Origin of the sequence: Bradyrhizobium sp. NBAIM08, assembly GCF_020193935.1 — a bacterium.
Lineage (GTDB): Bacteria > Pseudomonadota > Alphaproteobacteria > Rhizobiales > Xanthobacteraceae > Bradyrhizobium > Bradyrhizobium yuanmingense.
In genome coordinates, this window is sequence record NZ_JADYVR010000004.1 from 37,145 (window position 1) to 58,264 (window position 21,120).

The 21,120-nt window shown below is 65.6% G+C and carries 18 protein-coding genes; 8 read left to right on the top strand and 10 right to left on the bottom strand.

What is annotated here, in order from left to right; translation table 11 throughout:
* Nucleotides 1–25: 25 nt before the first annotated feature.
* Together I6F37_RS14790 and I6F37_RS14795 are read right to left on the bottom strand one after the other, a co-directional pair.
* Nucleotides 26–1,264 (bottom strand): URC4/urg3 family protein, encoded by a 1,239-nt coding sequence (locus I6F37_RS14790; RefSeq protein ID WP_225134813.1) that lies wholly within the window; start codon nt 1,262–1,264, stop codon nt 26–28.
* 5 nt (nt 1,265–1,269) lie between these two features.
* Entirely contained in the window at nt 1,270–2,526 is a 1,257-nt protein-coding gene (locus tag I6F37_RS14795) for a GTP cyclohydrolase II (RefSeq protein ID WP_225151774.1), read from the bottom strand.
* A 348-nt stretch (nt 2,527–2,874) separates the two neighbouring features.
* Here I6F37_RS14795 and I6F37_RS14800 point away from each other — a divergent pair, with 348 nt between their 5' ends.
* The gene (locus tag I6F37_RS14800; protein WP_225151776.1) at nt 2,875–4,002 is read left to right on the top strand and encodes a pyridoxal-phosphate dependent enzyme; all 1,128 of its coding nucleotides are present in this window, start codon (nt 2,875–2,877) and stop codon (nt 4,000–4,002) included.
* A gap of 8 nt (nt 4,003–4,010) precedes the next feature.
* Here the strand turns inward: I6F37_RS14800 and I6F37_RS14805 are convergent, their stop codons facing one another.
* Nucleotides 4,011–5,573, bottom strand: coding sequence for a glycosyltransferase family 39 protein (locus tag I6F37_RS14805; protein WP_225152219.1), 1,563 nt, complete (start codon nt 5,571–5,573; stop codon nt 4,011–4,013).
* 192 nt (nt 5,574–5,765) lie between these two features.
* On the opposite strand from I6F37_RS14805, the gene I6F37_RS14810 reads away from it, so the two are divergent.
* The 4 genes from I6F37_RS14810 (at nt 5,766) to I6F37_RS14825 (ending at nt 9,643) form a co-directional block, all read left to right on the top strand.
* On the top strand, nt 5,766–7,493 hold the full coding sequence (locus I6F37_RS14810; protein ID WP_225151778.1) for an adenylate/guanylate cyclase domain-containing protein: 1,728 nt from the start codon (nt 5,766–5,768) through the stop codon (nt 7,491–7,493).
* A 220-nt stretch (nt 7,494–7,713) separates the two neighbouring features.
* A complete protein-coding gene (locus tag I6F37_RS14815; protein ID WP_225151780.1) occupies nt 7,714–8,913 on the top strand; it encodes a molybdopterin-dependent oxidoreductase in 1,200 nt (399 codons plus the stop codon).
* A 12-nt stretch (nt 8,914–8,925) separates the two neighbouring features.
* Nucleotides 8,926–9,234: a cytochrome c gene (locus I6F37_RS14820; RefSeq protein ID WP_225151782.1), complete on the top strand. Its 309-nt coding sequence runs from the start codon at nt 8,926–8,928 to the stop codon at nt 9,232–9,234.
* A gap of 208 nt (nt 9,235–9,442) precedes the next feature.
* Nucleotides 9,443–9,643: a cold-shock protein gene (locus tag I6F37_RS14825; protein WP_008563500.1), complete on the top strand. Its 201-nt coding sequence runs from the start codon at nt 9,443–9,445 to the stop codon at nt 9,641–9,643.
* A gap of 172 nt (nt 9,644–9,815) precedes the next feature.
* On the opposite strand, the gene I6F37_RS14830 is transcribed toward I6F37_RS14825, so the two are convergent.
* A complete protein-coding gene (locus tag I6F37_RS14830; protein WP_036009699.1) occupies nt 9,816–10,277 on the bottom strand; it encodes an Lrp/AsnC ligand binding domain-containing protein in 462 nt (153 codons plus the stop codon).
* Between the two features lie 114 nt (nt 10,278–10,391).
* On the opposite strand from I6F37_RS14830, the gene putA reads away from it, so the two are divergent.
* From putA to I6F37_RS14845, 3 genes are all read left to right on the top strand, one after another.
* A complete protein-coding gene (putA, locus tag I6F37_RS14835; RefSeq protein ID WP_225151784.1) occupies nt 10,392–13,391 on the top strand; it encodes a bifunctional proline dehydrogenase/L-glutamate gamma-semialdehyde dehydrogenase PutA in 3,000 nt (999 codons plus the stop codon).
* A 115-nt stretch (nt 13,392–13,506) separates the two neighbouring features.
* On the top strand, nt 13,507–14,712 hold the full coding sequence (locus I6F37_RS14840) for a CaiB/BaiF CoA-transferase family protein (RefSeq protein ID WP_036028662.1): 1,206 nt from the start codon (nt 13,507–13,509) through the stop codon (nt 14,710–14,712).
* A gap of 164 nt (nt 14,713–14,876) precedes the next feature.
* The gene (locus I6F37_RS14845) at nt 14,877–15,524 is read left to right on the top strand and encodes a glutathione S-transferase family protein (protein ID WP_036009689.1); all 648 of its coding nucleotides are present in this window, start codon (nt 14,877–14,879) and stop codon (nt 15,522–15,524) included.
* A 159-nt stretch (nt 15,525–15,683) separates the two neighbouring features.
* Here the strand turns inward: I6F37_RS14845 and I6F37_RS14850 are convergent, their stop codons facing one another.
* The 6 genes from I6F37_RS14850 to I6F37_RS14875 all read right to left on the bottom strand — a co-directional run bounded on the left by I6F37_RS14850 (nt 15,684) and on the right by I6F37_RS14875 (nt 21,062).
* On the bottom strand, nt 15,684–15,848 hold the full coding sequence (locus I6F37_RS14850; RefSeq protein WP_167361650.1) for a hypothetical protein: 165 nt from the start codon (nt 15,846–15,848) through the stop codon (nt 15,684–15,686).
* A 79-nt stretch (nt 15,849–15,927) separates the two neighbouring features.
* On the bottom strand, nt 15,928–17,466 hold the full coding sequence (locus I6F37_RS14855; protein WP_036028665.1) for a hypothetical protein: 1,539 nt from the start codon (nt 17,464–17,466) through the stop codon (nt 15,928–15,930).
* Between the two features lie 93 nt (nt 17,467–17,559).
* Nucleotides 17,560–18,543, bottom strand: a complete 984-nt coding sequence (locus I6F37_RS14860) for a hypothetical protein (protein WP_036009685.1) — start codon at nt 18,541–18,543, stop codon at nt 17,560–17,562.
* A gap of 361 nt (nt 18,544–18,904) precedes the next feature.
* A complete protein-coding gene (locus I6F37_RS14865) occupies nt 18,905–19,402 on the bottom strand; it encodes a TPM domain-containing protein (protein ID WP_036009684.1) in 498 nt (165 codons plus the stop codon).
* A 5-nt stretch (nt 19,403–19,407) separates the two neighbouring features.
* Nucleotides 19,408–20,322 (bottom strand): YgcG family protein, encoded by a 915-nt coding sequence (locus I6F37_RS14870; protein WP_036009682.1) that lies wholly within the window; start codon nt 20,320–20,322, stop codon nt 19,408–19,410.
* Nucleotides 20,323–20,453: 131 nt separating this feature from the next.
* Complete coding sequence (locus tag I6F37_RS14875; RefSeq protein WP_036009681.1) at nt 20,454–21,062, bottom strand: LemA family protein; 609 nt, start codon at nt 21,060–21,062, stop codon at nt 20,454–20,456.
* Between the last annotated feature and the right edge of the window lie 58 nt (nt 21,063–21,120).

Below are 21,120 nucleotides of genomic sequence, written 5' to 3' on the forward strand. Positions count from 1 at the left end.
ACCCTCTCCCACAAGGGGAGAGGGTTTAAAACACCGTGCCGTCGCTGATCACCTTGAGCGGCGGCGATCCATCGGGACGGCGTGCAAATGCGATGGCGCGGCCCGCCGCCCACGTGCCGCCTTCGAGGATGCTCGCAAGCGGCAAGGTCCGAGGGGTGCGGCCGAGCTTGGCGCGAATGCGCTCCGCCAACCTGTCGAGCAATGCAATTGTCAGCGCGCGCCACTCCACGACGAGCAGCGAATCCACTTCATGCGCACGCGCGGCATCGGCGGCATCGCGCAGGCGCAGCACGTCATGATCGACGAACAGACCGCCGTTGCGGTATTCGGCGAGCCCGGTCAGGCCATCGATGTCGGTCACCTCAAAGCCGGCGCGCTGCAGCGGCTCGATCAGCGAATAGCTCAGCCATTGCGACAGCTTGTGCAGCGGCACGAGGCCTGCCGTGCCGTCGTCCGCCTTGATCGCCGGATGTCGCCAGCAATCGCCGAGCGGCACGCCCGCAAGCTCAAGTCGCGACGGCCAGATCGGCCCGAGCCGGTTCAGCACCGCGGACAGGATCGCGGGCGCAGCGACGGCGCCGCCGATCGCATGCGCTGCGATATGATCGAACAGCCCGCCCGGCCGCGGCGTATCGTGCAAGCCGAACACGTCCGCACGCTCCGAGACCTGCCTGCCCAGACGCCGCAGCAGGTCGGTGCGTCCCTCCAGGCCGAGCAGCGGATTGGCCTCGGTCACCTGAAAGGCGGAGGTGAGTGAGCCAAGAGGCAGTCTTTCAAGCACCTCCGCATCGGCCCTGAACGGCGCACGCGCATCGCGCGAAAACAGCCCGCTCGCGAACATGTCGAGGCTCGCGATCGCGAGCCCTTCCGATCGCCCTACGTCTGCTCCCGTCACGCTGTCGCGATAGCGCCAAGCTGCGCCGGCGCCGGCATCGAGCAGCACGCTGACGATGGCGAGGTCGAACTCGGCGCGCGCTTGCGCCGCGCGATCCGGCCAGGACGCAGCATCGGCAAGCCGGGCCCAGCGGTCGACGCCGCCGAGCACGAAGTGCCGCCAGCGCGCATGGAAGGGAATGTCAAGCGTCGGATAGGCTTTACGGGTCACCGCGAGCACGGCATCGGCAACGCCATCGATGCGGTCGAGATCGACCGTGAAATGGGTGAGCCCGCCGGCAAGGCCGAGCTCGAGCATCTGCCCGGCGCGCGCGCGCACCGCCTTTGCGGTGAGCAGCGCGCGTGCCTGCGATTCCAAAGCGTCCGCCATCGCGATCAGTATTTTTCCAGCGAACGCCCGACCACGCCGTTCATGTCCTTTTCCGGTGCGATGTCGGTCGAGTAGTAGCCCGCGGCCTTCTTGGCGGCGATCTCGACATGGGCGTCGGCGGGAATCAGCTCCAGCGGGATCGGCACACGCTCGACGATGTCGATGCCTTGCGAGGTCAACGCGTCGTATTTCATGTCGCTCATCGACAGGAAGCGGTCAATGCGCTTGAGGCCGAGCCAGTGGATCGTATCCGGCATCAATTGCTGGAAGCGCGCGTCCTGGACGCCAGCCACGCACTCGGTGCGCTCGAAATAAGCGGCGGCCGCATCCCCGTCCTCCTGCCGCTTGCGCGCATTGTAGACCAGGAATTTGGTGACCTCACCGAGCGCGCGGCCTTCTTTGCGGTTGTAGACGACGAGCCCGAGCCCGCCCTCCTGCGCGCCGCGCGCGGATTCCTCGATGCCGTGGATCAGATAGGGCCGGCAGGTGCAGATGTCGGAGCCGAACACATCGGACCCGTTGCACTCGTCATGCACGCGGCAGGTGATCCTGGTGCGATGGTCCGGCAGTTTCGTCACGTCGCCGAACAGGTAGACCGTGGTGCCGCCGATCGGCGGCAGGAACACCTTCATGTCCGGGCGCGTCACCAGCTCCGGGAACATGCCGGCGGTCTGCTCGAACAGCGTGCGCCGCAGCTCGGTCTCCCCGGTGCCGAAGCGCGCCGCAAGGCCCGGCAGGTACCACACCGGATCGATCGCGATCTTCACCACCGATACGCTGCCATTGGCGTGCACGACCTCGCCATCGGCGCGCAGCCGCTTTGCGGCGAGCGCATCGCGAATCTCCGGCAGGTCGAGCCGCGCGCGCGTCACCGCGATGCTCGGGCGGATGTCCGCGCCCTCGGCGATCTCCTGGCGAAAATTCTCGGCGACCAGATGCCCCCAGGGATCGAGCGCGACGATTTTTGTGGGATCGGTCCATTGCTCGAACGGACCGATGGTGGCGGCCGGAAAGGTATTGGTGAGGTCAGGACGCCTGATCGGGTCCAGCGCCCCGGCGGAGACCGCGAGCGCGCGGTACATCGCGTAGGACCCGCCATGGCTGCCGATCACGTTGCGATCCCCGGCGCGCGACACCGTACCGATGATCGGCCCGCGCGCGCGCGCATCAGCGGCGCCCCAATGGATGGGAAAGGCGACCTTCCGGCCCGGCTCCGGATGGGAGGTCAGGCGGATGTGGTCGGTACGGTTGGCACGGCTCATGTCCAGGCTCCCAAAAAGCCAACGGCCCGCCGCTCGGACGGGCCTGGCTCACTTGCGACGCCGAACCGGCGGCGCAAGCTCAATCCAACATATTGTAGCGGCCGGCGACGACAGACAAGTTAATCGTGGCAGGGCGCAGGGGCCGTTCGGGGCCAAATTCCCGTCATCGAGAGGGCCGTCAGGCCGTCGCATCCGATGCCAGCGCGCCCATCGCGCTTGCCACTCGGCCTGCGAGGCCAGTTTAAGGAATTGAAATAGTTCCATTTTTCGTGTTTTCAAGGTGTTGCTTCGTTTCGTGCGGTGGGCTTCAAGTTCGGCGCACCGCGCTGCCCTGCCTTGGAGACTGCTATGCCTGCCGCCAGCTACATCGATCCCCGCAACGGAAAGCTCTATCCCTTGGACCAGCCGCGCTGGTGCTCGGACGAGCGCACGCCGCTGCTGGTGACGCCGGGGGCGGGCATCTCACGCGAGGACATCGATGGCCGAACGCGCTCGCTGTGGCGCTATCGGGCGGCGCTGCCGGTCGAGATCGAGAACCCGATCACGCTCGGCGAGGGCTGCACGCCGCTGGCCCAGCAGGACTGGGGCGCGCTGCGCCCGCTGTTCAAGCTCGAATGGTTCAACCCGACCGGCAGCTTCAAGGACCGCGGCTCGGCGGTGATGCTGTCGTTCCTGCGACAGATCGGTGTCGACGCCATTCTGGAGGATTCCTCCGGCAACGGCGGCTCGTCGATGGCGGGGCTGGGGGCGGCCGGCGGCATGCGCGTCAAGATTCTGGCGCCGGCCTCGACGTCGCCGGCCAAGATCGCGCAGGTGCGCGCCTACGGCGCGAGCGTGCAGCTCGTCGAGGGCCCGCGCGAGGAATCCGAAGCCGAGGCCATCCGCCAGTCGAGCCAGACCTTCTACGCCAGCCACAATTGGCAGCCGTTCTTCCTCGAAGGCACCAAGTCGCTGGCCTACGAGATCTGGGAAGATCTGGGATTCCGCGCGCCCGACAACATCATCGTTCCCGTCGGCGCCGGCAGCAGTCTGCTGGGTTGCGCCTTCGGCTTCCGCGAACTGATGAAGGCCGGGCAGATCTCGAAGCTGCCGCGCCTGTTCGCGGCGCAGCCGCTCAATTGCTCGCCGATCGATGCAAGCTTCAAGGCCGGTGTCGATACGCCCGTCGCGCGCGGGGTGAGCAAGACCGTTGCCGAGGGCACCGCGATCAAGACTCCCCTCCGCCTGCGTGAGATCATCGCCGCCCTGCGCGAGAGCGGCGGCGCCACCATCGCGCTCACCGAGGACGAGATCGTCGCCGCCCTGCGCCGCCTCGCGCGCCAGGGCCTGTTTGCCGAGCCGACCAGCGCCAGCGCGGCTGCGGCGCTCGATAAGCTCGCCGCAACCGGCGCCATCAATGCGAACGAGACCACGGTGGCCGTTCTCACCGGCACCGGCCTCAAGGCCGCAACCACCGTCGCCGATCTCGTGCAGTAGGCTCGCGCTTACCCTCCCGCTCCAGGCTCCTGGAGAGGCTTGGAGAGAGAACGCGAGCGCCCGCCGGCGTCCGCCAGCACCTTCCACTGGAACAGCGGCGAGTCCTTTGGCGGCGAGAGCTGCGGGGTCCAGCCGGTGAGCTTTTCGATCACATAGGTGTCCGCCACGACGCCGCGCCAGCGGCGTTCGACCGTGGCGAGTTGCTCGCGCTGCGCCGGAATGTGCTCCCACAGCGATGCGCGGTTGTCCGGCTCGCGCCCGACATAGATGCCGGCATGACCCTTGATCCTGTCCATGCCGGGATCGCGGAAGTCCTGGAAGCGGCCGCGCTCGTTGAGCTCGATCACGGGCACGCGGCCCCGGAACAGCCAGCGCATCATGGCGTAGGTGCGGTAGTCCGTGGTTGCGATCCAGGTCGCGCCTGTTGCGTCGAGGGCGGCTTGCGCCTGCGCGGCGACCTGCTCGTAGCCGGCCTCGGCGCCGATCGGGTCGATCTTGCCGAGCAGATTCCAGGGCGCGGCAACGTAGTAGAGGAACACGATGATGACGAAGGGAATGCCTAAGACGATCGCTGTCCTGGCCCAGAACAGCGAGGACCTCAGCATCCTGGCGGACCATCCCTCTTTCCTCATCGTGACGAGGTTGGCCGCGGTGGCGGCAAAACCGGCTGGCCACATGAACATCGGCCAGGTGTCGCCGACGCGCAGCGTCAGCGACTTGAAGAAGAAATAGGCGAACGGCACCAGCACCGCCGTCGACAAAAGGATCGCGACCGGCTCGCGCGTGCGATAGCCGCGCCACGCCGTCAGCACCAGGCCCGTCAGCACCACCGGCAGCAAGACGAAACCGACCAGGCCGAATTGTAGGCCGATGTAATCGCCGATCGTACGCAGCGAGACGCCGTAATTGGCGGTGGCGCGCACGCCCTGGAAACGGAACGAGGCCCAGTCGTGCTGCGCGTTCCAGATCAGCACCGGCGAGAACACCGCTAGCGCGACCAGCACGGCGAGATAGGGGTAAGGACTGCGCAGCCAGCGCCAGCGCCAATCCGGCACCAGCAGAAAGGCGGCGACCGCCGGCGCGAACATGACCACGGTGAATTTCGACAGCATCGCGAGGCCCGCGAACAGACCGGCCGCCAACCACCAGCGGCCATCGCCGCTTTGCGCCAGCCGCACCAGCGACCACATCATCGCGACCGCGAACGGGATCATGGCGACGTCGGGCGCGACCTTTGCCATCAACAGGCCGTAATAAAGCGCGGCCTCCGGCATCAGCACCGCGAACACGATCGCGCGCGCATCATGGGTGAGGCGGCGGACGATGTCGGCGAGCAATAGCTGCGTCACCAGCATGGCGACGATGCCGCCGAAGCGGACGCCGAGATTGGTATCGCCGAAGATCGCGGTTCCGAAGCGGATCAGCCAGGCGATGCCGGGCGGATGATCGAGGAAGCTGAGCGCAGCCTCCTTCGACCAGGTCCAGTAATAGGCTTCGTCGGTGCGCAGCTCGATGGCCGAGGCATAGACGATGCGGAGCAGCGTCATCGCGGCGATGATCGCTGCGGCCATGAGGATCAGACGCCGTTCGGCGCCGTCAGGCTTTGCAGAGATGTCGGGAGCGATCGTCACGGCGGCGCTTTTCCCCGACTTGGAAGGGGGAGTCAATGTGGGGCTGTCGTCCCGGCGATCCTGCTGGCTGTCCATATCGGGAATTAAAGGCTACGCTGGCTGGTCTCCTCCAGGACCTGACACAACCGAATCATGGCCACCGCTCCCACACAGATGTCAGTCGTCCGCGCCGCCGGGGTGCGGCAGGTGCGACTCGTTTGCGGCATCATCCTGTTCGCCTTTGTGGTCAGTCATTTCCTCAACCACGCGCTCGGCAACATCTCGGTCGATGCCATGGAGACCGGGGTCTACTACCACACGCTGTTCTGGCAGTTCCTCCCGGTCGCGATCGTGTTCTACACGGCCGCCCTCACCCATATGGGCCTCGGCGTCTACGCGCTGTATCAGCGCCGCCAGTTCCGCTGGCGAACGATCGAGCCGCTCCAGCTCGTGCTCGGCTTGAGCATCCCCGTCCTCGTCATGGGCCACGTCATCGGCGTACGGCTCGCGCAGACGCTGTACGGACACGAGAAGCTGTATCCGCAGGAGCTCTATTTGTTCTTCGTCGCGGCGCCGGGCCTAATCTGGCAGATGACGATCCTGCTTCTCATCGCCTGGGTGCACGGCTGCATCGGCGTCTATTTCTGGCTTCGGCTGAAGCCGTTCTTCACACGCGCGGCGCCCTATCTGCTCGCGGCCGCCGTGCTGATCCCGACGCTATCGCTGCTCGGCGTCTACCAGGGCGGCCGCAGCGTCGCCGCCGACAGTGACGATGTCGAATGGCGTAAGCAGCATCTCACCCGCAGCAAGGTCGGCACGGTTGCGGAAGGCGACACGCTCGAGCGCATCGCGGGCGGTCTCACCATGGGCTATTTCGGTCTGTTGGGACTGGTGCTGGCGGCGCGCGGCGTGCGCGCCCTGCGCGAACGGCGCGGCGGCATGATCGCGCTGTCCTACGGCAACGGCAAGACGGTGCGGGTCCCCAAGGGCCTGTCCGTGCTGGAGGCGAGCCTGCGCCACAACGTGCCGCACGCCAGCGTCTGCGGCGGCCGCGCCCGCTGCTCGACCTGCCGCATCCGTATCATCGGCGATCATGATGCCCTGCCCACTCCATCGCAGCGCGAGGCTTTCGTTCTCACCCGCGTCGGCACCGCCGATCCCTCGATCAGATTGGCCTGTCAGCTGCGTCCGACCTCCGATCTCTCGTTCTTCCAACTCTTCGCAGCTCACACGCATACAACGGACGGAGCCTCGACATCGACCAGTATCGGCCAGGAGCGCTATCTCGTCAGCCTGTTCGTGGACATGCGCGGCTCGACGCAGCTGGCCGAGAAGCGCCTGCCGTTCGACACGGTCTTCATCGTCAACCGCTTCCTCGGCGCGGTGTCGCAAGCGGTGATCGAGAACGGCGGCCAGCCGAACCAGTTCGTCGGCGACGGCATGCTGGCGCTGTTCGGACTCGCGGCCGACCCGCAAACCGCCTGTCGGCAGGCGCTGAAGGCCGCCGCGGGAATCGCTGCGCATATCGACGAGCTCAACGATCTCCTGAGCCACGATCTGCGCCAGCCGATCCGCTTCGGCATCGGCATCCACGGCGGCGAGGTCATCATCGGCGACATCGGCTATCGCGATCACATCGTCTTCACCGCGCTCGGCGATGCCGTCAACGTCGCCGCCCGCCTGCAGGACATGACCAAGACGCTGGCCTGCGAGGCGATCGTCTCGGACGAAGTCCGCCGTACAGCTGATATTTCCGACGATGCGCTGCCGCAGCAGGAGGTCGCCATCCGCGGCCGCGACCAGCCGCTCGCGGTACGCGTAGTGGCGAATGCGAGGGAGCTGGCGGCGCTGGTCGATCGCAGCGAGCGGGTGGCGGCGTGATTCTTTACCTCTCCCCGTAAGAACGGGGCGAGGGAGCGCACCGTCGTCGCGGCCTACTGCTCGTCAATCTCGTTACGAGCACAACACCGGCCTGCTGCAACGCAGCGGCATGGGCTTGCTGCGAAAGCGCGAATTGACTTCACGCAAATGGTTGCGACAGATGAGCGCAGGATCGTGCTGATGACCGCCGATCCAACGAGAAGCTCCGGGAGGAGAAAGAATGTTCGATCGACGCGACCTGCTCAAGGGAGCAGGCCTTGCCGCCATGGCGGCCACACTGAATTCCACCAAGGCGCTGGCCCTCGACACGGTGACCCTGCCCTTCGCCAATGGCGAACGGCCGCTGGTGAAATATCCGCAGAAGCGGCCGATGATCGGCCTGACCAGCCGGCCGCCGCAGCTCGAGACCCCGTTTGCGGTGTTCAACGACGGCCCGATCACGCCGAACAACGCGTTCTTCGTGCGCTACCACCTCTCCGACCTGCCCTACGATCTCAACCCCGACAAGTTCACGCTGGAGGTCAAGGGCAAGGTCGACAAGCCGCTGAAATTGTCGCTGAAGGACATCCGCAAGATGAAGGCGACGGAGATCGTCGCCGTCAACCAGTGCTCCGGCAACAGCCGCGGCTTCTTCGAGCCGCGCGTCGCCGGCGGTCAGCTCGCCAACGGCGCGATGGGTTGCGCGCGCTGGCGCGGCGTGCCGCTGAAGAACGTGCTGGAGATGGCCGGCGTGCACAGCGGCGCCAGGCAGGTCACCTTCAACGGCATGGACGGACCGGTCAACGACAAGACGCCGGATTTCATCAAGGCACTCGACATCGATCACGCCACCGACGGCGAGGTGATGCTGGCCTATGGCATGAACGGCGAGGACCTGCCGTTCCTCAACGGCTTTCCGCTGCGCCTGATCGTGCCCGGCTATTTCGGCACCTACTGGGTCAAGCACCTCAACGAGATCACCGTCATCGACGACGTTTATGACGGCTTCTGGATGAAGTCGGCCTACCGCATCCCCGACACGCCGAACAATGCGGTCGAGCCGGGCACCGCGCCAAAGGCGACGATCCCGATCAACCGCTTCACCATCCGCTCCTTCATCACCAGCGTCCCCGATGGCGCCAAGCTGAAGGCGGGAGCCGTGACCCTGCGCGGCATCGCGTTCGATGGCGGCAAGGGCATCAAGCAGGTCGAGGTCTCCACCGACGGCGGCAAGACCTGGGTCGGCGCCAAGCTCGGCAAGGACCTCGGCAGGTACGCCTTCCGCGAATGGAAGCTGCCGGTGAAGCTCGCGGCCGGCAGCCACGAGCTCAAGGTCCGCGCCACCGGCAATGGCGGCGAGACCCAGCCGGACATGCCGCGCTGGAACCCGGCGGGTTACTTGCGCAACGTCGTCGAAACCGTTCGCGTCAGCGTGGCCTGAAGGAGACTGATCATGCAGCGCATCGTTCTCCTCGCCATCACGCTCGCCGTCACCGCATTGATGGGCTCGTCACTTGCAGCGCCCGTCGATTACAAGACCCCGGACGAAGTCGCCGCCTTCAAGCCCGGTCCCAATCTCGAGGTCGTGCAGGGCAATTGCAGCGCCTGCCATTCGTCCGACTACGTCGCCACGCAGCCGCCGATGAAGGACAAGAGGGCGTTCTGGCAGGCCGAGGTGACCAAGATGATCAAGGTCTATGGCGCACCGATCGACGATGCCGATGTCGGCAAGATCGTCGATTATCTGACCGCGACCTACTGAGGGATGGCATCACGCGCTCCTGCCATTTGACCGCGAAACGGGCAAAACCGGCAAAAACGCCGCGAAGTTGAGCGGAATTCGGCGAAATGGCGATGTGGTTTGAGCTACCAAGCCTGCCACATTCCGCGTATCCTGTTAGGACCGAACCGGCCGGTTGGCGGGGACTGGCGGTTCGAGATCTCGGAGGAAGACCCGCGGAGAAGTCGTGATGGCTAAAGGTACGGTCAAGTGGTTCAACCCGACGAAGGGTTATGGATTTATCCAGCCTGCGTCGGGTGGCAAGGATGTGTTCGTGCATATCTCGGCAGTGCAGAAGGCCGGTCTGTCGACCCTCAACGAGGGACAGACGGTGGAATACGAAGAGATCGCAAACCGGGGCAAGACCTCCGCGGAAAACCTCAAAGTATAAGCCCGCGCCAGCCTTTGCTGCCTCCCGGATTTGTCCGGGAGCGGGCCAAGAAAATTTAAGAAGACGGCCGGTGCATTCGACGACAGGCGTTGCGATTGCACAAGGATAGCTATTTTTTCCTTGCGAAGACCGCTCATCGAACCACAGCAATGACAATCGCGACTGCACTTCGCTAACCCACCGGCAGCGGTGCGTCGCGCTTGATCTCCTCCATCACCGCATAAGTTCGCGTCTCGCGCACGCCCGGCATCGACAGCAGGGTCTCGCCGAGAAAGCGTCGATAGGCGGTCATGTCTGCAAGCCGCGCCTTCACAAGATAGTCGAAGCCGCCGGCAACCATGTGACACTCCAGCACTTCAGGGGCGAGCCTCACGGCTCGGGCGAACCGCTCGAAATTGTCGGGCGTGGTCTTGTCGAGCAGCACCTCGACGAACACCAGGAGCCCAAGGCCGAGCCGGTGCGGGTTGAGCCGCGCGCCATAGCCTTCGACAAAGCCCTCGCGCTGCAGGCGCTTCAACCGCTCGCCGATCGAGGTCGGCGACAGCCCGATGCGCTCGGCGAGCTCGACATTGGCGATGCGCCCATCCTCCTGCAGGATCGAGAGGATTTTCCGGTCTGTTCGATCGAGTTCCATATCTTATCCGGCCAAATGGCTAATCCTCTTCATTTTCTAAGGCAAACTGGCTAAATTGTCTATCGAACTACGGTCACGCGGGCCTTATCCTGGATTTCAGCCACAGGACACGCCATGCCGAACATCCCGCCCCCCTTCTCCGCGCCTTACGCCCCCGATGATTCCGAGATCGCCGCAAAGGTTCTGCCGGCCTCGCATCTCATCCCGGCACGGGAGGCCCGGATCGACCGCCTCGCGACGCGGCTGATCGAGGCGATCCGCAAGCGCGACGACCGGCTCGGCGGGGTCGAGGACATGCTGCGGGAGTTCGCGCTCTCGACCAAGGAGGGGCTGGCGCTGATGGTGCTGGCCGAGGCGCTGCTGCGCGTGCCCGATGCGCGCACGGCCGACCAGTTCATCGAGGACAAGCTCGGCGAGGGCGATTTCATCCATCACGAGACCAAGTCCACCGCGTTCCTGGTCAACGCCTCGGCCTGGGCGCTCGGCCTGTCGGCGCGGGTGATCCAGCCCGGCGAGACGCCCGACGGCACCATCGGCCGGCTGGTGAAGCGGCTCGGCGCACCGGCGGTGCGCACCGCGACGCGCCAGGCGATGCGGTTGATGGGCAACCATTTCGTGTTAGGGGAGACCATCGAGCAGGCGCTGGAGCGGGCTCGGCCGCGCTCGGGCCAGAAGCCGCGCTATTCCTTCGACATGCTCGGCGAAGGCGCGCGCACGGCCGCCGATGCCAAGCGCTATTTCGACGCCTATGCCAGCGCGATTGACACGATCGGCAAGGCTTCGGGCAACCATCCCCTGCCCGACCGGCCCGGCATCTCGGTCAAGCTTTCGGCGCTGCATCCGCGTTTCGAGGCGATCAGCCGCGGCCGCGTGATGGCCGAGCTGGTGCCGCTATTGCTGGACCTTGCGCAGCGCGCCAAGACGCATGACCTCAACTTCACCGTCGATGCCGAGGAAGCCGACCGGCTGGAGCTGTCGCTCGACGTGATCGCGGCGACGCTCGCCGATCCCTCGCTTTCCGGCTGGGACGGATTTGGCCTCGCGATCCAGGCCTATCAGAAGCGCGCCAGCGCGGTGATCGACTATGTCGATGAACTCGCCCGCGCGCATGACCGCAAGCTGATGGTGCGCCTCGTCAAGGGCGCCTATTGGGACACCGAGATCAAGCGCGCGCAGGAGCGCGGGCTCGACGGCTATCCCGTGTTCACGCGCAAGGCGATGACCGATCTGAACTTCGTCGCCTGCGCGACGAAGCTTCTCGCCTTGCGGCCGCGCATCTTCCCGCAATTCGCCACCCACAACGCGCTGACGGTCGCGACCGTGCTGGAGCTCGCAGCAGATGGCGGCGGCTTCGAGTTCCAGCGCCTGCATGGCATGGGCGAAGCGCTCTACGAGCAACTCGCAAAGGATCATCCTGACATCGCCTATCGCACCTATGCGCCGGTCGGCAGCCATCGCGACCTGCTCGCCTATCTGGTGCGGCGCCTGTTGGAGAACGGCGCCAACTCGTCCTTCGTGGCGCAGGCGGCCGATTATCGCGTGCCTGTCACGGCGCTGCTGCAGCGCCCGGCGAATGCCATCGGCCAGGCATTGCAGGCACCTCATGCCAAGATTCCGTTGCCGGCAGATCTGTTCGCGCCGGAGCGGCGCAATTCGCGCGGCGTCGAATTCGGTGAGCGTGCCGCCCTCGACCAGCTGCTGACGGACGTGAAGGCCGCGGCGGCCGACCTCAAGCCTGTCGCTGACGCAACACGGGATCAGGCCAACGCGGCGGTGACGACTGCGCGCGCCGGCTTTACTGCCTGGAGCCGGACACCTGCAGGCACACGCGCGGCGGCGCTGGAGCAGGCCGCGCATCTTCTGGAAACCCGCGGCGCCCGTTTCATCGCGCTGCTGCAAGCCGAGGGCGGCAAGACGCTCGACGACGCTCTGTCCGAGCTGCGCGAAGCCGCCGACTTCTGCCGCTACTATGCCGCGCAGGGCCGCAAGCTGTTCGGAAACGATGCCGCCATGCCCGGCCCGACCGGCGAGAGCAATGTGCTTAGCCTGCGCGGCCGCGGCGTGTTCGTCGCGATCTCGCCGTGGAATTTTCCGCTCGCAATCTTCCTTGGCCAGGTGACCGCGGCGCTGATGGCCGGCAATAGCGTGGTGGCGAAACCCGCCGAGCAGACGCCGCGCATCGCGCGCGAGGCCGTAGCCCTGCTGCACGAGGCCGGCATCCCCAGAAGCGCGCTGCATCTCGTCACCGGCGACGGCCGCATCGGCGGCGTCCTCACCGCGCATCCTGATGTCGCCGGAGTAGTCTTCACCGGCTCGACCGACGTCGCGCGCCAGATCAACCGGACGCTGGCCGCCAAGGACGGGCCGATCGTGCCGCTGATCGCGGAGACCGGCGGCATCAATGCCATGATCGCGGATGCGACCGCACTGCCCGAGCAGGTCGCCGACGACGTCGTGACCTCTGCGTTCCGCTCCGCAGGCCAGCGCTGCTCGGCCTTGCGGCTCCTGTTCGCGCAGGAGGATGTCGCCGACCGCATGGTCGAGATGATCGCGGGCGCCGCGCGCGAACTGAAGATCGGCGATCCCGCGGATGTCGCGACCCATGTCGGTCCGGTGATCGATGAGGAGGCCAAGCAGCGCCTCGATGCGCATATCGCGCGGATGAAGCGCGAGGCGCGGCTGCATTTTGCGGGCACCGCGCCGGACGGCTGCTTCGTCGCGCCGCATATCTTCGAGCTCAAGGAGGCCGGTCAGCTCACCGAAGAGGTGTTCGGCCCGATCCTGCATGTCGTGCGCTATCGCGCGGAGAACCTGGCGCGTGTGCTGGAATCCATCGCGCGCACCGGCTACGGGCTCACCCTCGGCATCCATTCGCGCATCGACGACACCATCGAGGCCATCGTCGACCGCGTCCAGGTCGGCAACATCTACGTGAACCGCAACATGATCGGCGCCGTGGTCGGCGTGCAGCCGTTCGGCGGCAGCGGCCTGTCCGGAACCGGCCCCAAGGCCGGCGGCCCGCACTACCTCGCGCGCTTTGCCACCGAGCAGACCGTGACGATCAACACGGCTGCGGCCGGCGGCAATGCCGCATTGCTTGCGGGGGAGGAGTGAGGCCCTGCGCCAGGTGCCGTTGCATCCCGGCAAAACATCGGTCTAATGCTCTCATCACGCGCCCGCGCCAATTCCAGCGCGCGGGAAACGACTGAAGCGAGGGAGCGACGCCGCGATGGAGAAGGGCATTTTTGCAGGCCTGAAGGTGCTGGACTGCGCGAGCTTCATCGCAGCGCCCGCGGCCGCGACCGTGCTGTCGGATTTCGGCGCCGACGTCATCAAGATCGAGCCGCCCGGCACTGGCGACCCCTATCGCAACCTGCCGAACCTGCCGGGCTATCCCTCAGGCGAGCACAATTTCGCCTGGCTCTTGGAGGCGCGCAACAAGAAGAGCATCGCGCTCGACCTGTCGAAGCCGGAAGCGCAGGCCGTGCTCTACAGACTGGTGGAGGAGGCCGACGTCTTCATCACCAACATGCCGCCGCCGGTGCGCACCAAGCTTGGCATCACCTATGACCACCTCGCCCATCTCAACGACCGGCTGATCTACGCCTCCTTCACCGGCTATGGCGAGAAGGGCGAGGAAGCCAACAAGCCCGGCTTCGACAGCAACGCCTATTGGGCGCGGTCCGGCCTGATGGATCTCGTCCGCGCCGACACCGACACCACGCCGGCGCGCTCGGTCGCGGGCATGGGCGACCACCCTTGCGCCATGGCATTCTACGGCGCGATCGTCACCGCGCTGTATCAGCGCGAGAAGACCGGCAAGGGCTCGCATGTCGCGTCCAACCTGATGGCGAACGGGGTGTGGGCGGCGAGCGTGCTGGCGCAGGCCAAGCTCTGCGGCGCCAAGTTCGGCGAGCGGCGCCCGCGCGAGCGCGCGCTTAACGCGGTGGCCAATCATTACCAGTGCAAGGACGGCCGCTGGCTGATCCTGTCGCTGCTGAACGAAGAGAAGCAGTTTCCGACGCTGGCCAAGTGCCTGGGCCGCGAGGATCTGATCAACGATCCCCGCTTCGCCACCAAGGCCGACCGTCACGCCCGCTCGGTCGAGCTGATCAGGATCCTGGACGAGACCTTCGCCACCAGGGATCTCGCCGAATGGCGGAGAATCCTCGACGGTAACGGCCTCGTGTTCGGCGTCGTCGCCATCCTGGACGACATCCCCAACGACAAGCAGATGCTCGACAACGAGGTGCTGGTGCCGTTCGAGAACGACACCATGCTGACCATCAACAGCCCGATCTGGATCGACGGCGCCAAGAAGGTGCAGCCGCGCAAGCCGCCAGCCGTCGGCGAGCACAGTGACGAGATTTTGCGCGGGGCGGGATTTGACGAGGCGGCGATCAAGGCGCTGCGGGGGTCGGGGGCTGTGGGGTAAGGCCGAGTCGGTTGCTCCGAACACCGTCATTGCGAGGAGCCCTTGCGACGAAGCAATCCAGACTGTCTCCGCGGAAAGATTCTGGATTGCTTCGCTGCGCTCGCAATGACGATGCCGGACTATCTCGCTATAACAATCGGCAACACACAGTGCCGCGAGGTCCCATGCCCAGCTACCGCCTGCACTACTTCCCCGAATCCGGCAACAGCTACAAGCTGGCGCTGATGCTGACGCTCTGCGGCGAGACGTTTGAGCCGGTCTGGACCGATTTTGCCGGCGGCGTCACGCGCACGGCGGAATGGCGCAAGGCCGTCAACGAGATGGGCGAGATTCCCGTGCTCGAGATCGACGGCGTGAAGATGACGCAGACCGCGCCGCTGCTGCTGAAACTGGCCGAGCAATACGGCCGTTTCGGCGCCGAGACGGAGGACGAGAAGTTCGAGCTGCTGCGCTGGCTGTTCTGGGACAACCACAAGCTCACCGGCTACATGGCGACCTACCGCTTCATGCGCGCCTTCACCGAGAAGAACGATCCGCAGGTGCTGAAGCATTTTCGCCGGCGGCTCGAAGACTTTCTCGGTATCCTCGACGGCCATCTCCAGCACAATGCATTCGCGATCGGCGCAAGGCCGACGGTCGCGGACATCTCGATGATGGCCTATCTGCATTATCCCAGCGACGAGCATGGCTTCGATTTCGCATCGAGCCATCCCGCCATCCACGCCTGGCTCGGCCGCATGGCCGCGCTGCCGGGCTGGAAGCAGGCCTACGAGCTGCTGCCGGGAAAACGGATGACGAACTACGCGACGTGAGGACTCTCTCTTCTCCCTCTCCCCGTTCTTACGGGGAGAGGGTTGGGTGAGGGGCTTCTCTCCACATGTGAGTTCGTCGAGGGACCTGTACCCCCTCACCCGAATTCGATCTGCGATCGAATTCGACCTCTCCCCGCAAGCGGGGAGAGGTAAGCAAGCTCACCTCAGCGACAGCCAGCCCAGCGTGAACAGAATTCCGCCGATGATGACGGCCACCGCGACGGCCCAGATGCTGACGCGGGCGCTGCCGGTGACCTGCTTGACTTCCTCGTTCCGCGCGATCTCGCGATTGCGCGCCTTGTTGGCGTTGCCGGTATCCGTCATGGGTCATCCAAATCGCTTGAGACTTTATCTTGCGCGTGATCCTTCGGAAAACCGCTCCACACTTTTCCTGGATCACGCGCTAACGCGTCTTGATGAAGCACATGCCGATGCGGCGCGAGGCCGCGGCGGCCTGGCAGGTCAGACCGCTAGCACAGCTCCATGACGTAAAACTCCTGTCCGGCGTTCCCGATCCCGGATCTTGCAGGGAACAATGCGCGCCCCAGCCGTCCTGATATTCGCTGCCGTCCAGCTCGCTGCTGCCGCGGGTCTGCGGCCGGCTGGCAAATCCGCGTGAGAAATCAGGGGTTTTTCCGGCCGCGAACGCGGTCAGGATGTCGCGGCGGCGGAGCTGGTCGCCGAAGAAGTGCGGCGAGGCCGCCACGATGGCGGCATTCGACGGTCTGTCCGCAAGCCAATCGACGCCCGGGAAATGGAAGCCGCCGATGCCACGGGTCTGGTGACAGCCGGTGCAGGTGACGTCGTTGAGCCGGCGCTGGAAGCCTGCGACCGAACGGACGTTCTGCATGTCGAGGCCGCGTGCCGCCGCCCGCTTCAGCGCGCCGACCACGTCATTGTCGGTGAAGACGGGATCGCCTTTGCCCTCCCCCTGCATCATGCCGAACTCCGGCTGCAACGCCGAGGCGTCGAGGCCGGCGGGGGTCGGCACAATTGCGGCCCTGGCCAGGAATTTCTCGGGGATCAACACCGTGCCGCGATCGAATTCACGCAAGTTCTCGGGCGCGAGCAGCCAGGCCTTGAAGTCGCGCCGCAGCGCATCGTCAGCAAGAATGCGATCGCGGTCGATCTGGTTCTCCAGCGTCGATTCCACGAATGTCCTGGTGGCGGCATTGTACTTGAACACCTTGAGAAGATAGTCGGAGCGGAAATCGTGCAGCGCCGATTTCGGCGCGACCGAGACCTGGATGTTGGTCTCGATGCTGTCGAGCATGGCGTCGTCAGGCGGAGCGCGACCGCCGATCAAGCCCTGCCAGTCGCCATTGTCGAGCCAGCGCCGCGCGATCTCGGCGCAGCTGATCGGCTTGCCGTTCGCATCCGTCTGGCGCCCATCGCGCGCCTTCATCACGAGGTTGAATGTCATCGGCAGGCGCGTTACGGTCTTGCCGCCATCCGGCCCGCTGTCGAAGCGCGCCAGACGATAGATCAGCCGGATCTCGCCACAGGATTCTTCCGAGACATAGGCACGGTCCATGCGATTGACGATGCCGGCCAGAACGAACCGCGCCTCGCGCGATTTCAGATTGGCCCGATCGAACAATTGCGCGTCAAAACCCTCGCCGACGCCGATGGTCTCGCCCGGATAGGTCGCCCTGAACCATGCGATATAGCGGTCGAATTCCGCATCGATCGCGGGCAGAATGTCTTTCAGCTGCGGCCGCGAGGCGAACATCGGCTCGGTCGTGAGCGGGACGTCCGAATTCCGCTCCGGCGACAAAAGACGCGAGATCGTCAGCGTGTTGTTCTGGTCGAGCTTGCGCAGGAGATCGGGATCGGTAATCGCGGTGCCGCGCGTCAGCGCGGCATTCTCCGCTGCGAACAGCGAAACCACACCGCCCAGCAATGCGGCGGCAGCAACGAGAATTCGCAAGGCGCGGCCCATGCCTGAGGTAACACCGCGCAGGGACACCTATTCAAGCAAAAAGGCGCCTCACATCGCAGTGAAGCGCCTCTTCGAAAGTCGGATATCGGACGCTCAGCGTCCGGTGATCAGCCCCCTCGAGGTGACGACCACCCAGCGGCCATCCTGGCGGCGGATCGCATCGACACGGCCGACGCCGGGGATGGGGTCGCCGGGATAGACCTCGTAGAGGCCGTCGCGGCCCTCGATCAGCGCGCCGCCATTGCCGGCGCTGCGCAGCCGCCAGCCTTCGATCGTCGGCAGACGCCCAACTTCGGTCTTGGGAGCTGCGGGCGCCGGGACCGGTGCGGCCGCCGCGGTCGCGACCTGCGTCGGCGCGATCGAGCCGGTGGTCTCCTTGGGCACCGCTGCAGCGGCCTGCGCAGGCGCGGCGGGCGGCGTGGCGCGGAGCTTGTCGACGGCCTCGGACAGCTTTGCGATCCTGGCCAACGGCTCGGCCTGCGCCTTTTCGAGCTTGTCCAGGCGGTCGTTGGCCCGGTTGAACTGGGTGAGGCCGGTCTTCGAGCTCTGCTCGACATTGGCCTTCAGGGCGACGAGGTCGGCGTCGATCCGCGCCACGGACGCATCCAGCGCGCTGGTATCGGCGACCTGGACCGGAGCCGGGGCGGGTGCGGCGAAACGCATCATGCCGGCGGTCGCAAGCGCGCCGCTGATCGCGCCGACGCTGGCGGCAATCGCCACCACCGCGGCCATCGCCGACAGCCGGCGCTTGCTGCCGGACTCGCGCGGCTCGTCGGCCTTCCCATGCGGGGCGAACTCCTCGCGCTCCCAGGCGCGGTCGGCGGGCGGCATGACGATGAGCTTGCCGTGCTTCGGCTCAGGCTTGGCCTCAGCTTTGGCGTCAGTCTTGGCTTCAAACTTCGGCACTTCGATCCGCGGCGGCTCAATCTTCGGGGCGTCCGCCTTGACCGGATCGGGCTTGGGCGGCGCTTCGTGGTCGGGGGCGATCGAGGGGGCCTCGATACCCGCGGCAGCCTCGATGGCCTGCGGCGCTGCCGCGTCGATGGCAGCGGAATCCTGGGCAGCCTGCTCGGGCATTGGTTCGCTCACGGCTCAAATACTCCAGTCTCGGTTGACCTTTTGGTAACTTTCATTGCTTGCGAAATCCTTACCTCGGGACCCGCTTACCGAAATTTTAGGAATTCATCCGGGGCCGAATTGGGCCGGGAAAGTGGAACCGGTGTGGCGGGCGTGAAACAGTTCGTAATCGGGGGAAGATGAACGGGGGCGGAATGGCTCCCCATGGCGTCATTGCGAGCGCAGGACTGGTCCGCCGAAGCCTTGGCGAGGGCGGAAGCGATCCAGAGTCTCTCCGCGGAGGCAGTCTGGATTGCTTCGTCGCAAGGGCTCCTCGCAATGACGGAGCGCGCCGCGCGCGCTCCGATCAAATCACTATCCGTCACATCACGACGGGAGCATCCGGCAGCTCGTTCGCATGCGGCCCTTGCTTAGGAAAATGCTTTGCCATTTCGCGCGAGACGGCCTCGATGCCACTGATCACGCCGCGTTCGAACCGGCCCGATCTGAACTCGGCCTCTATCGCGCGACAGATCGTCTCCCAACCCTCCGCGCCGACCTTCGCGTCGATGCCGCGATCGGCGATGATCTCGACGTCGCGGTCCGCGAGCAGGAGATAGATTAGAACGCCATTGTTGTGGGCGGTGTCCCAGACACGCAGATGCGAGAACACGTCGAGCGCGCGCTCGCGGGCCGGCTGGTTGCGGAACAGCGGGCCGCCGTCGAGCGCCCCTTCGACGACGAAGCGGACCTGGCCGGAATGGGTGGCTTCGCCGCGCTTGATCGCCTGCTCGATGCGGTCGAGCACCGCTTGCGGAAAGATCTGCTTCGCCCGCCAGTGATGCTGCACGAGATGTCGGGCAATGCGCTTGATGCTCATGATCGCTACCAGCTCCCCGAGGCGCCGCCGCCGCCAAAACTGCCGCCGCCGCCGCTGAAGCCGCCGCTACTCGACGATCCGCTACTCCATCCGCCGGAGGAGCCGCTCGACCACGAGCCGCCGCGCGAGCGGCCCGTGCCCGGCGTGATCGCCGAAAACAGATCGGCGATGAATCCGACGATGAAGCCGAGGATGCCGACAGCCGCCGCGAGCGCCGCGGAGCCGAGAATGAGCCAGGTTACCGCTGCGATGATGCCCCCGGTCACCAATGATCCGAGCAGCCGCCCCAGGATGGCGCGGAAGAACCCGCCGACGCCGATCGAGGCAAACAGCGCCACCGCAAACACCGGCGCCAGATCATCCAGACTATTGTGGGCGAAGTTGACGCTGCGCGAGGGTGACGGCAGCGGCTCGCCGTCGATCACCCGCAACATGCGGTCCACGCCTGCGCTGATGCCCGCGGCGAAATCGCCACTCCTGAACTTGGGGGTGATCGCCTCGTCGATGATGCGCCGAGAGGTGACGTCGGTGAGCACGCCTTCGAGACCGTAGCCGACCTCGATGCGCAAATGCCGGTCGTTCTTGGCGACGACGAGAATCGCGCCGTCGTCGACCTTCTTGCGACCGATCTTCCAGGCCTCCGCGACGCGAATCGAGAATTGCTCGATCGTCTCCGGCTGCGTGGTCGCGACGATCAGGACAGCGATCTGGCTGCCCTTGCGGTTTTCGAAGTCGCGCAGCTTTTGCGTGAGCGTGGCGATGTCGCTGCTGGAGAGCGTGCCGGTCTGATCGACGACACGGCCGGTGAGCTGGGGGACGGCGACGTCGGCATGGGAGGGGAAGGCAAAGGTGAGGAGGAGGGCGATGGCGAACACAAAAGAGGCGATCGCTCGATGCGCCCACCAAATCCTCGCTGTCATCGCCCGGCTTGACCGGGCGATCCAGTATTCCAGAGACGCCCGTGGGATGCGGAGAGGCTGCGGCGTACTGGATTCCCCGCCTTCGCGGGGAATGACAGCGGAGTGTGGGGCGCGCATTCGAAACGACGCGCTTACTTCGACGGCGCCGGCGCCGCGTTAAAGTCCACCTTCGGCGCGGTCGAGATCGCCTTCTCGTTCTCGACAGAGAAGTTCGGCTTCTCCTTGTAGCCGAACGCCATCGCGGTGAGATTGGTCGGGAACGAGCGGACGGTGACGTTATAATCCTGCACCGCCTTGATGTAGCGGTTGCGCGCCACCGTGATGCGGTTCTCGGTGCCCTCGAGCTGCGACATCAGGTCCTTGAACAGGGCATCGGACTTCAGCTGCGGATAGTTCTCGGTGACGACCAGGAGGCGCGACAGCGCGCTGGAGAGCTCGCTCTGCGCGGCCTGGAATTTCTGGAACGCGGCGGGATCGTTCAGCACCTCCGGCGTCGCCTGAATGCTGCCGACCTTGGCGCGTGCATTGGTGACGCCGAGCAGCACGTCCTTCTCCTGCTGGGCAAAGCCCTTCACCGAGTTGACGAGATTGGGCACGAGATCGGCGCGCCGCTGATACTGGTTCACGACCTCGGACCAATTGCCCTTGATCTGCTCGTCCTCGCTCTGGATCGCGTTGTAGCCGCAATTGGTCAGGCTCAGCGAGGCCAGGGCGGCCAGCACGGTCAGGATCTTGCGCATTAAATTTCTCCCGGTGGAATCCGGCGCAAACTATCAGATTGCGCGCCTGAGAAAAGCA

Excerpts from the sequence above, each read along its gene's own strand:
- I6F37_RS14860 (WP_036009685.1), bottom strand. The coding sequence starts at position 18,543 with ATGCCCGAGCAGGCTGCCCAGGATTCCGCTGCCATCGACGCGGCAGCG.
- I6F37_RS14850 (WP_167361650.1), bottom strand. The coding sequence starts at position 15,848 with ATGACGGATACCGGCAACGCCAACAAGGCGCGCAATCGCGAGATCGCG.
- I6F37_RS14825 (WP_008563500.1), top strand. The coding sequence starts at position 9,443 with ATGGCTAAAGGTACGGTCAAGTGGTTCAACCCGACGAAGGGTTATGGA.
- I6F37_RS14820 (WP_225151782.1), top strand. The coding sequence starts at position 8,926 with ATGCAGCGCATCGTTCTCCTCGCCATCACGCTCGCCGTCACCGCATTG.
- I6F37_RS14840 (WP_036028662.1), top strand. The coding sequence starts at position 13,507 with ATGGAGAAGGGCATTTTTGCAGGCCTGAAGGTGCTGGACTGCGCGAGC.
- I6F37_RS14845 (WP_036009689.1), top strand. The coding sequence starts at position 14,877 with ATGCCCAGCTACCGCCTGCACTACTTCCCCGAATCCGGCAACAGCTAC.
- I6F37_RS14795 (WP_225151774.1), bottom strand. The coding sequence starts at position 2,526 with ATGAGCCGTGCCAACCGTACCGACCACATCCGCCTGACCTCCCATCCG.
- I6F37_RS14870 (WP_036009682.1), bottom strand. The coding sequence starts at position 20,322 with ATGACAGCGAGGATTTGGTGGGCGCATCGAGCGATCGCCTCTTTTGTG.
- I6F37_RS14805 (WP_225152219.1), bottom strand. The coding sequence starts at position 5,573 with ATGGCCGCAGCGATCATCGCCGCGATGACGCTGCTCCGCATCGTCTAT.
- I6F37_RS14810 (WP_225151778.1), top strand. The coding sequence starts at position 5,766 with ATGGCCACCGCTCCCACACAGATGTCAGTCGTCCGCGCCGCCGGGGTG.
- I6F37_RS14875 (WP_036009681.1), bottom strand. The coding sequence starts at position 21,062 with ATGCGCAAGATCCTGACCGTGCTGGCCGCCCTGGCCTCGCTGAGCCTG.
- I6F37_RS14815 (WP_225151780.1), top strand. The coding sequence starts at position 7,714 with ATGTTCGATCGACGCGACCTGCTCAAGGGAGCAGGCCTTGCCGCCATG.
- I6F37_RS14790 (WP_225134813.1), bottom strand. The coding sequence starts at position 1,264 with ATGGCGGACGCTTTGGAATCGCAGGCACGCGCGCTGCTCACCGCAAAG.
- putA (WP_225151784.1), top strand. The coding sequence starts at position 10,392 with ATGCCGAACATCCCGCCCCCCTTCTCCGCGCCTTACGCCCCCGATGAT.
- I6F37_RS14855 (WP_036028665.1), bottom strand. The coding sequence starts at position 17,466 with ATGGGCCGCGCCTTGCGAATTCTCGTTGCTGCCGCCGCATTGCTGGGC.
- I6F37_RS14800 (WP_225151776.1), top strand. The coding sequence starts at position 2,875 with ATGCCTGCCGCCAGCTACATCGATCCCCGCAACGGAAAGCTCTATCCC.
- I6F37_RS14865 (WP_036009684.1), bottom strand. The coding sequence starts at position 19,402 with ATGAGCATCAAGCGCATTGCCCGACATCTCGTGCAGCATCACTGGCGG.
- I6F37_RS14830 (WP_036009699.1), bottom strand. The coding sequence starts at position 10,277 with ATGGAACTCGATCGAACAGACCGGAAAATCCTCTCGATCCTGCAGGAG.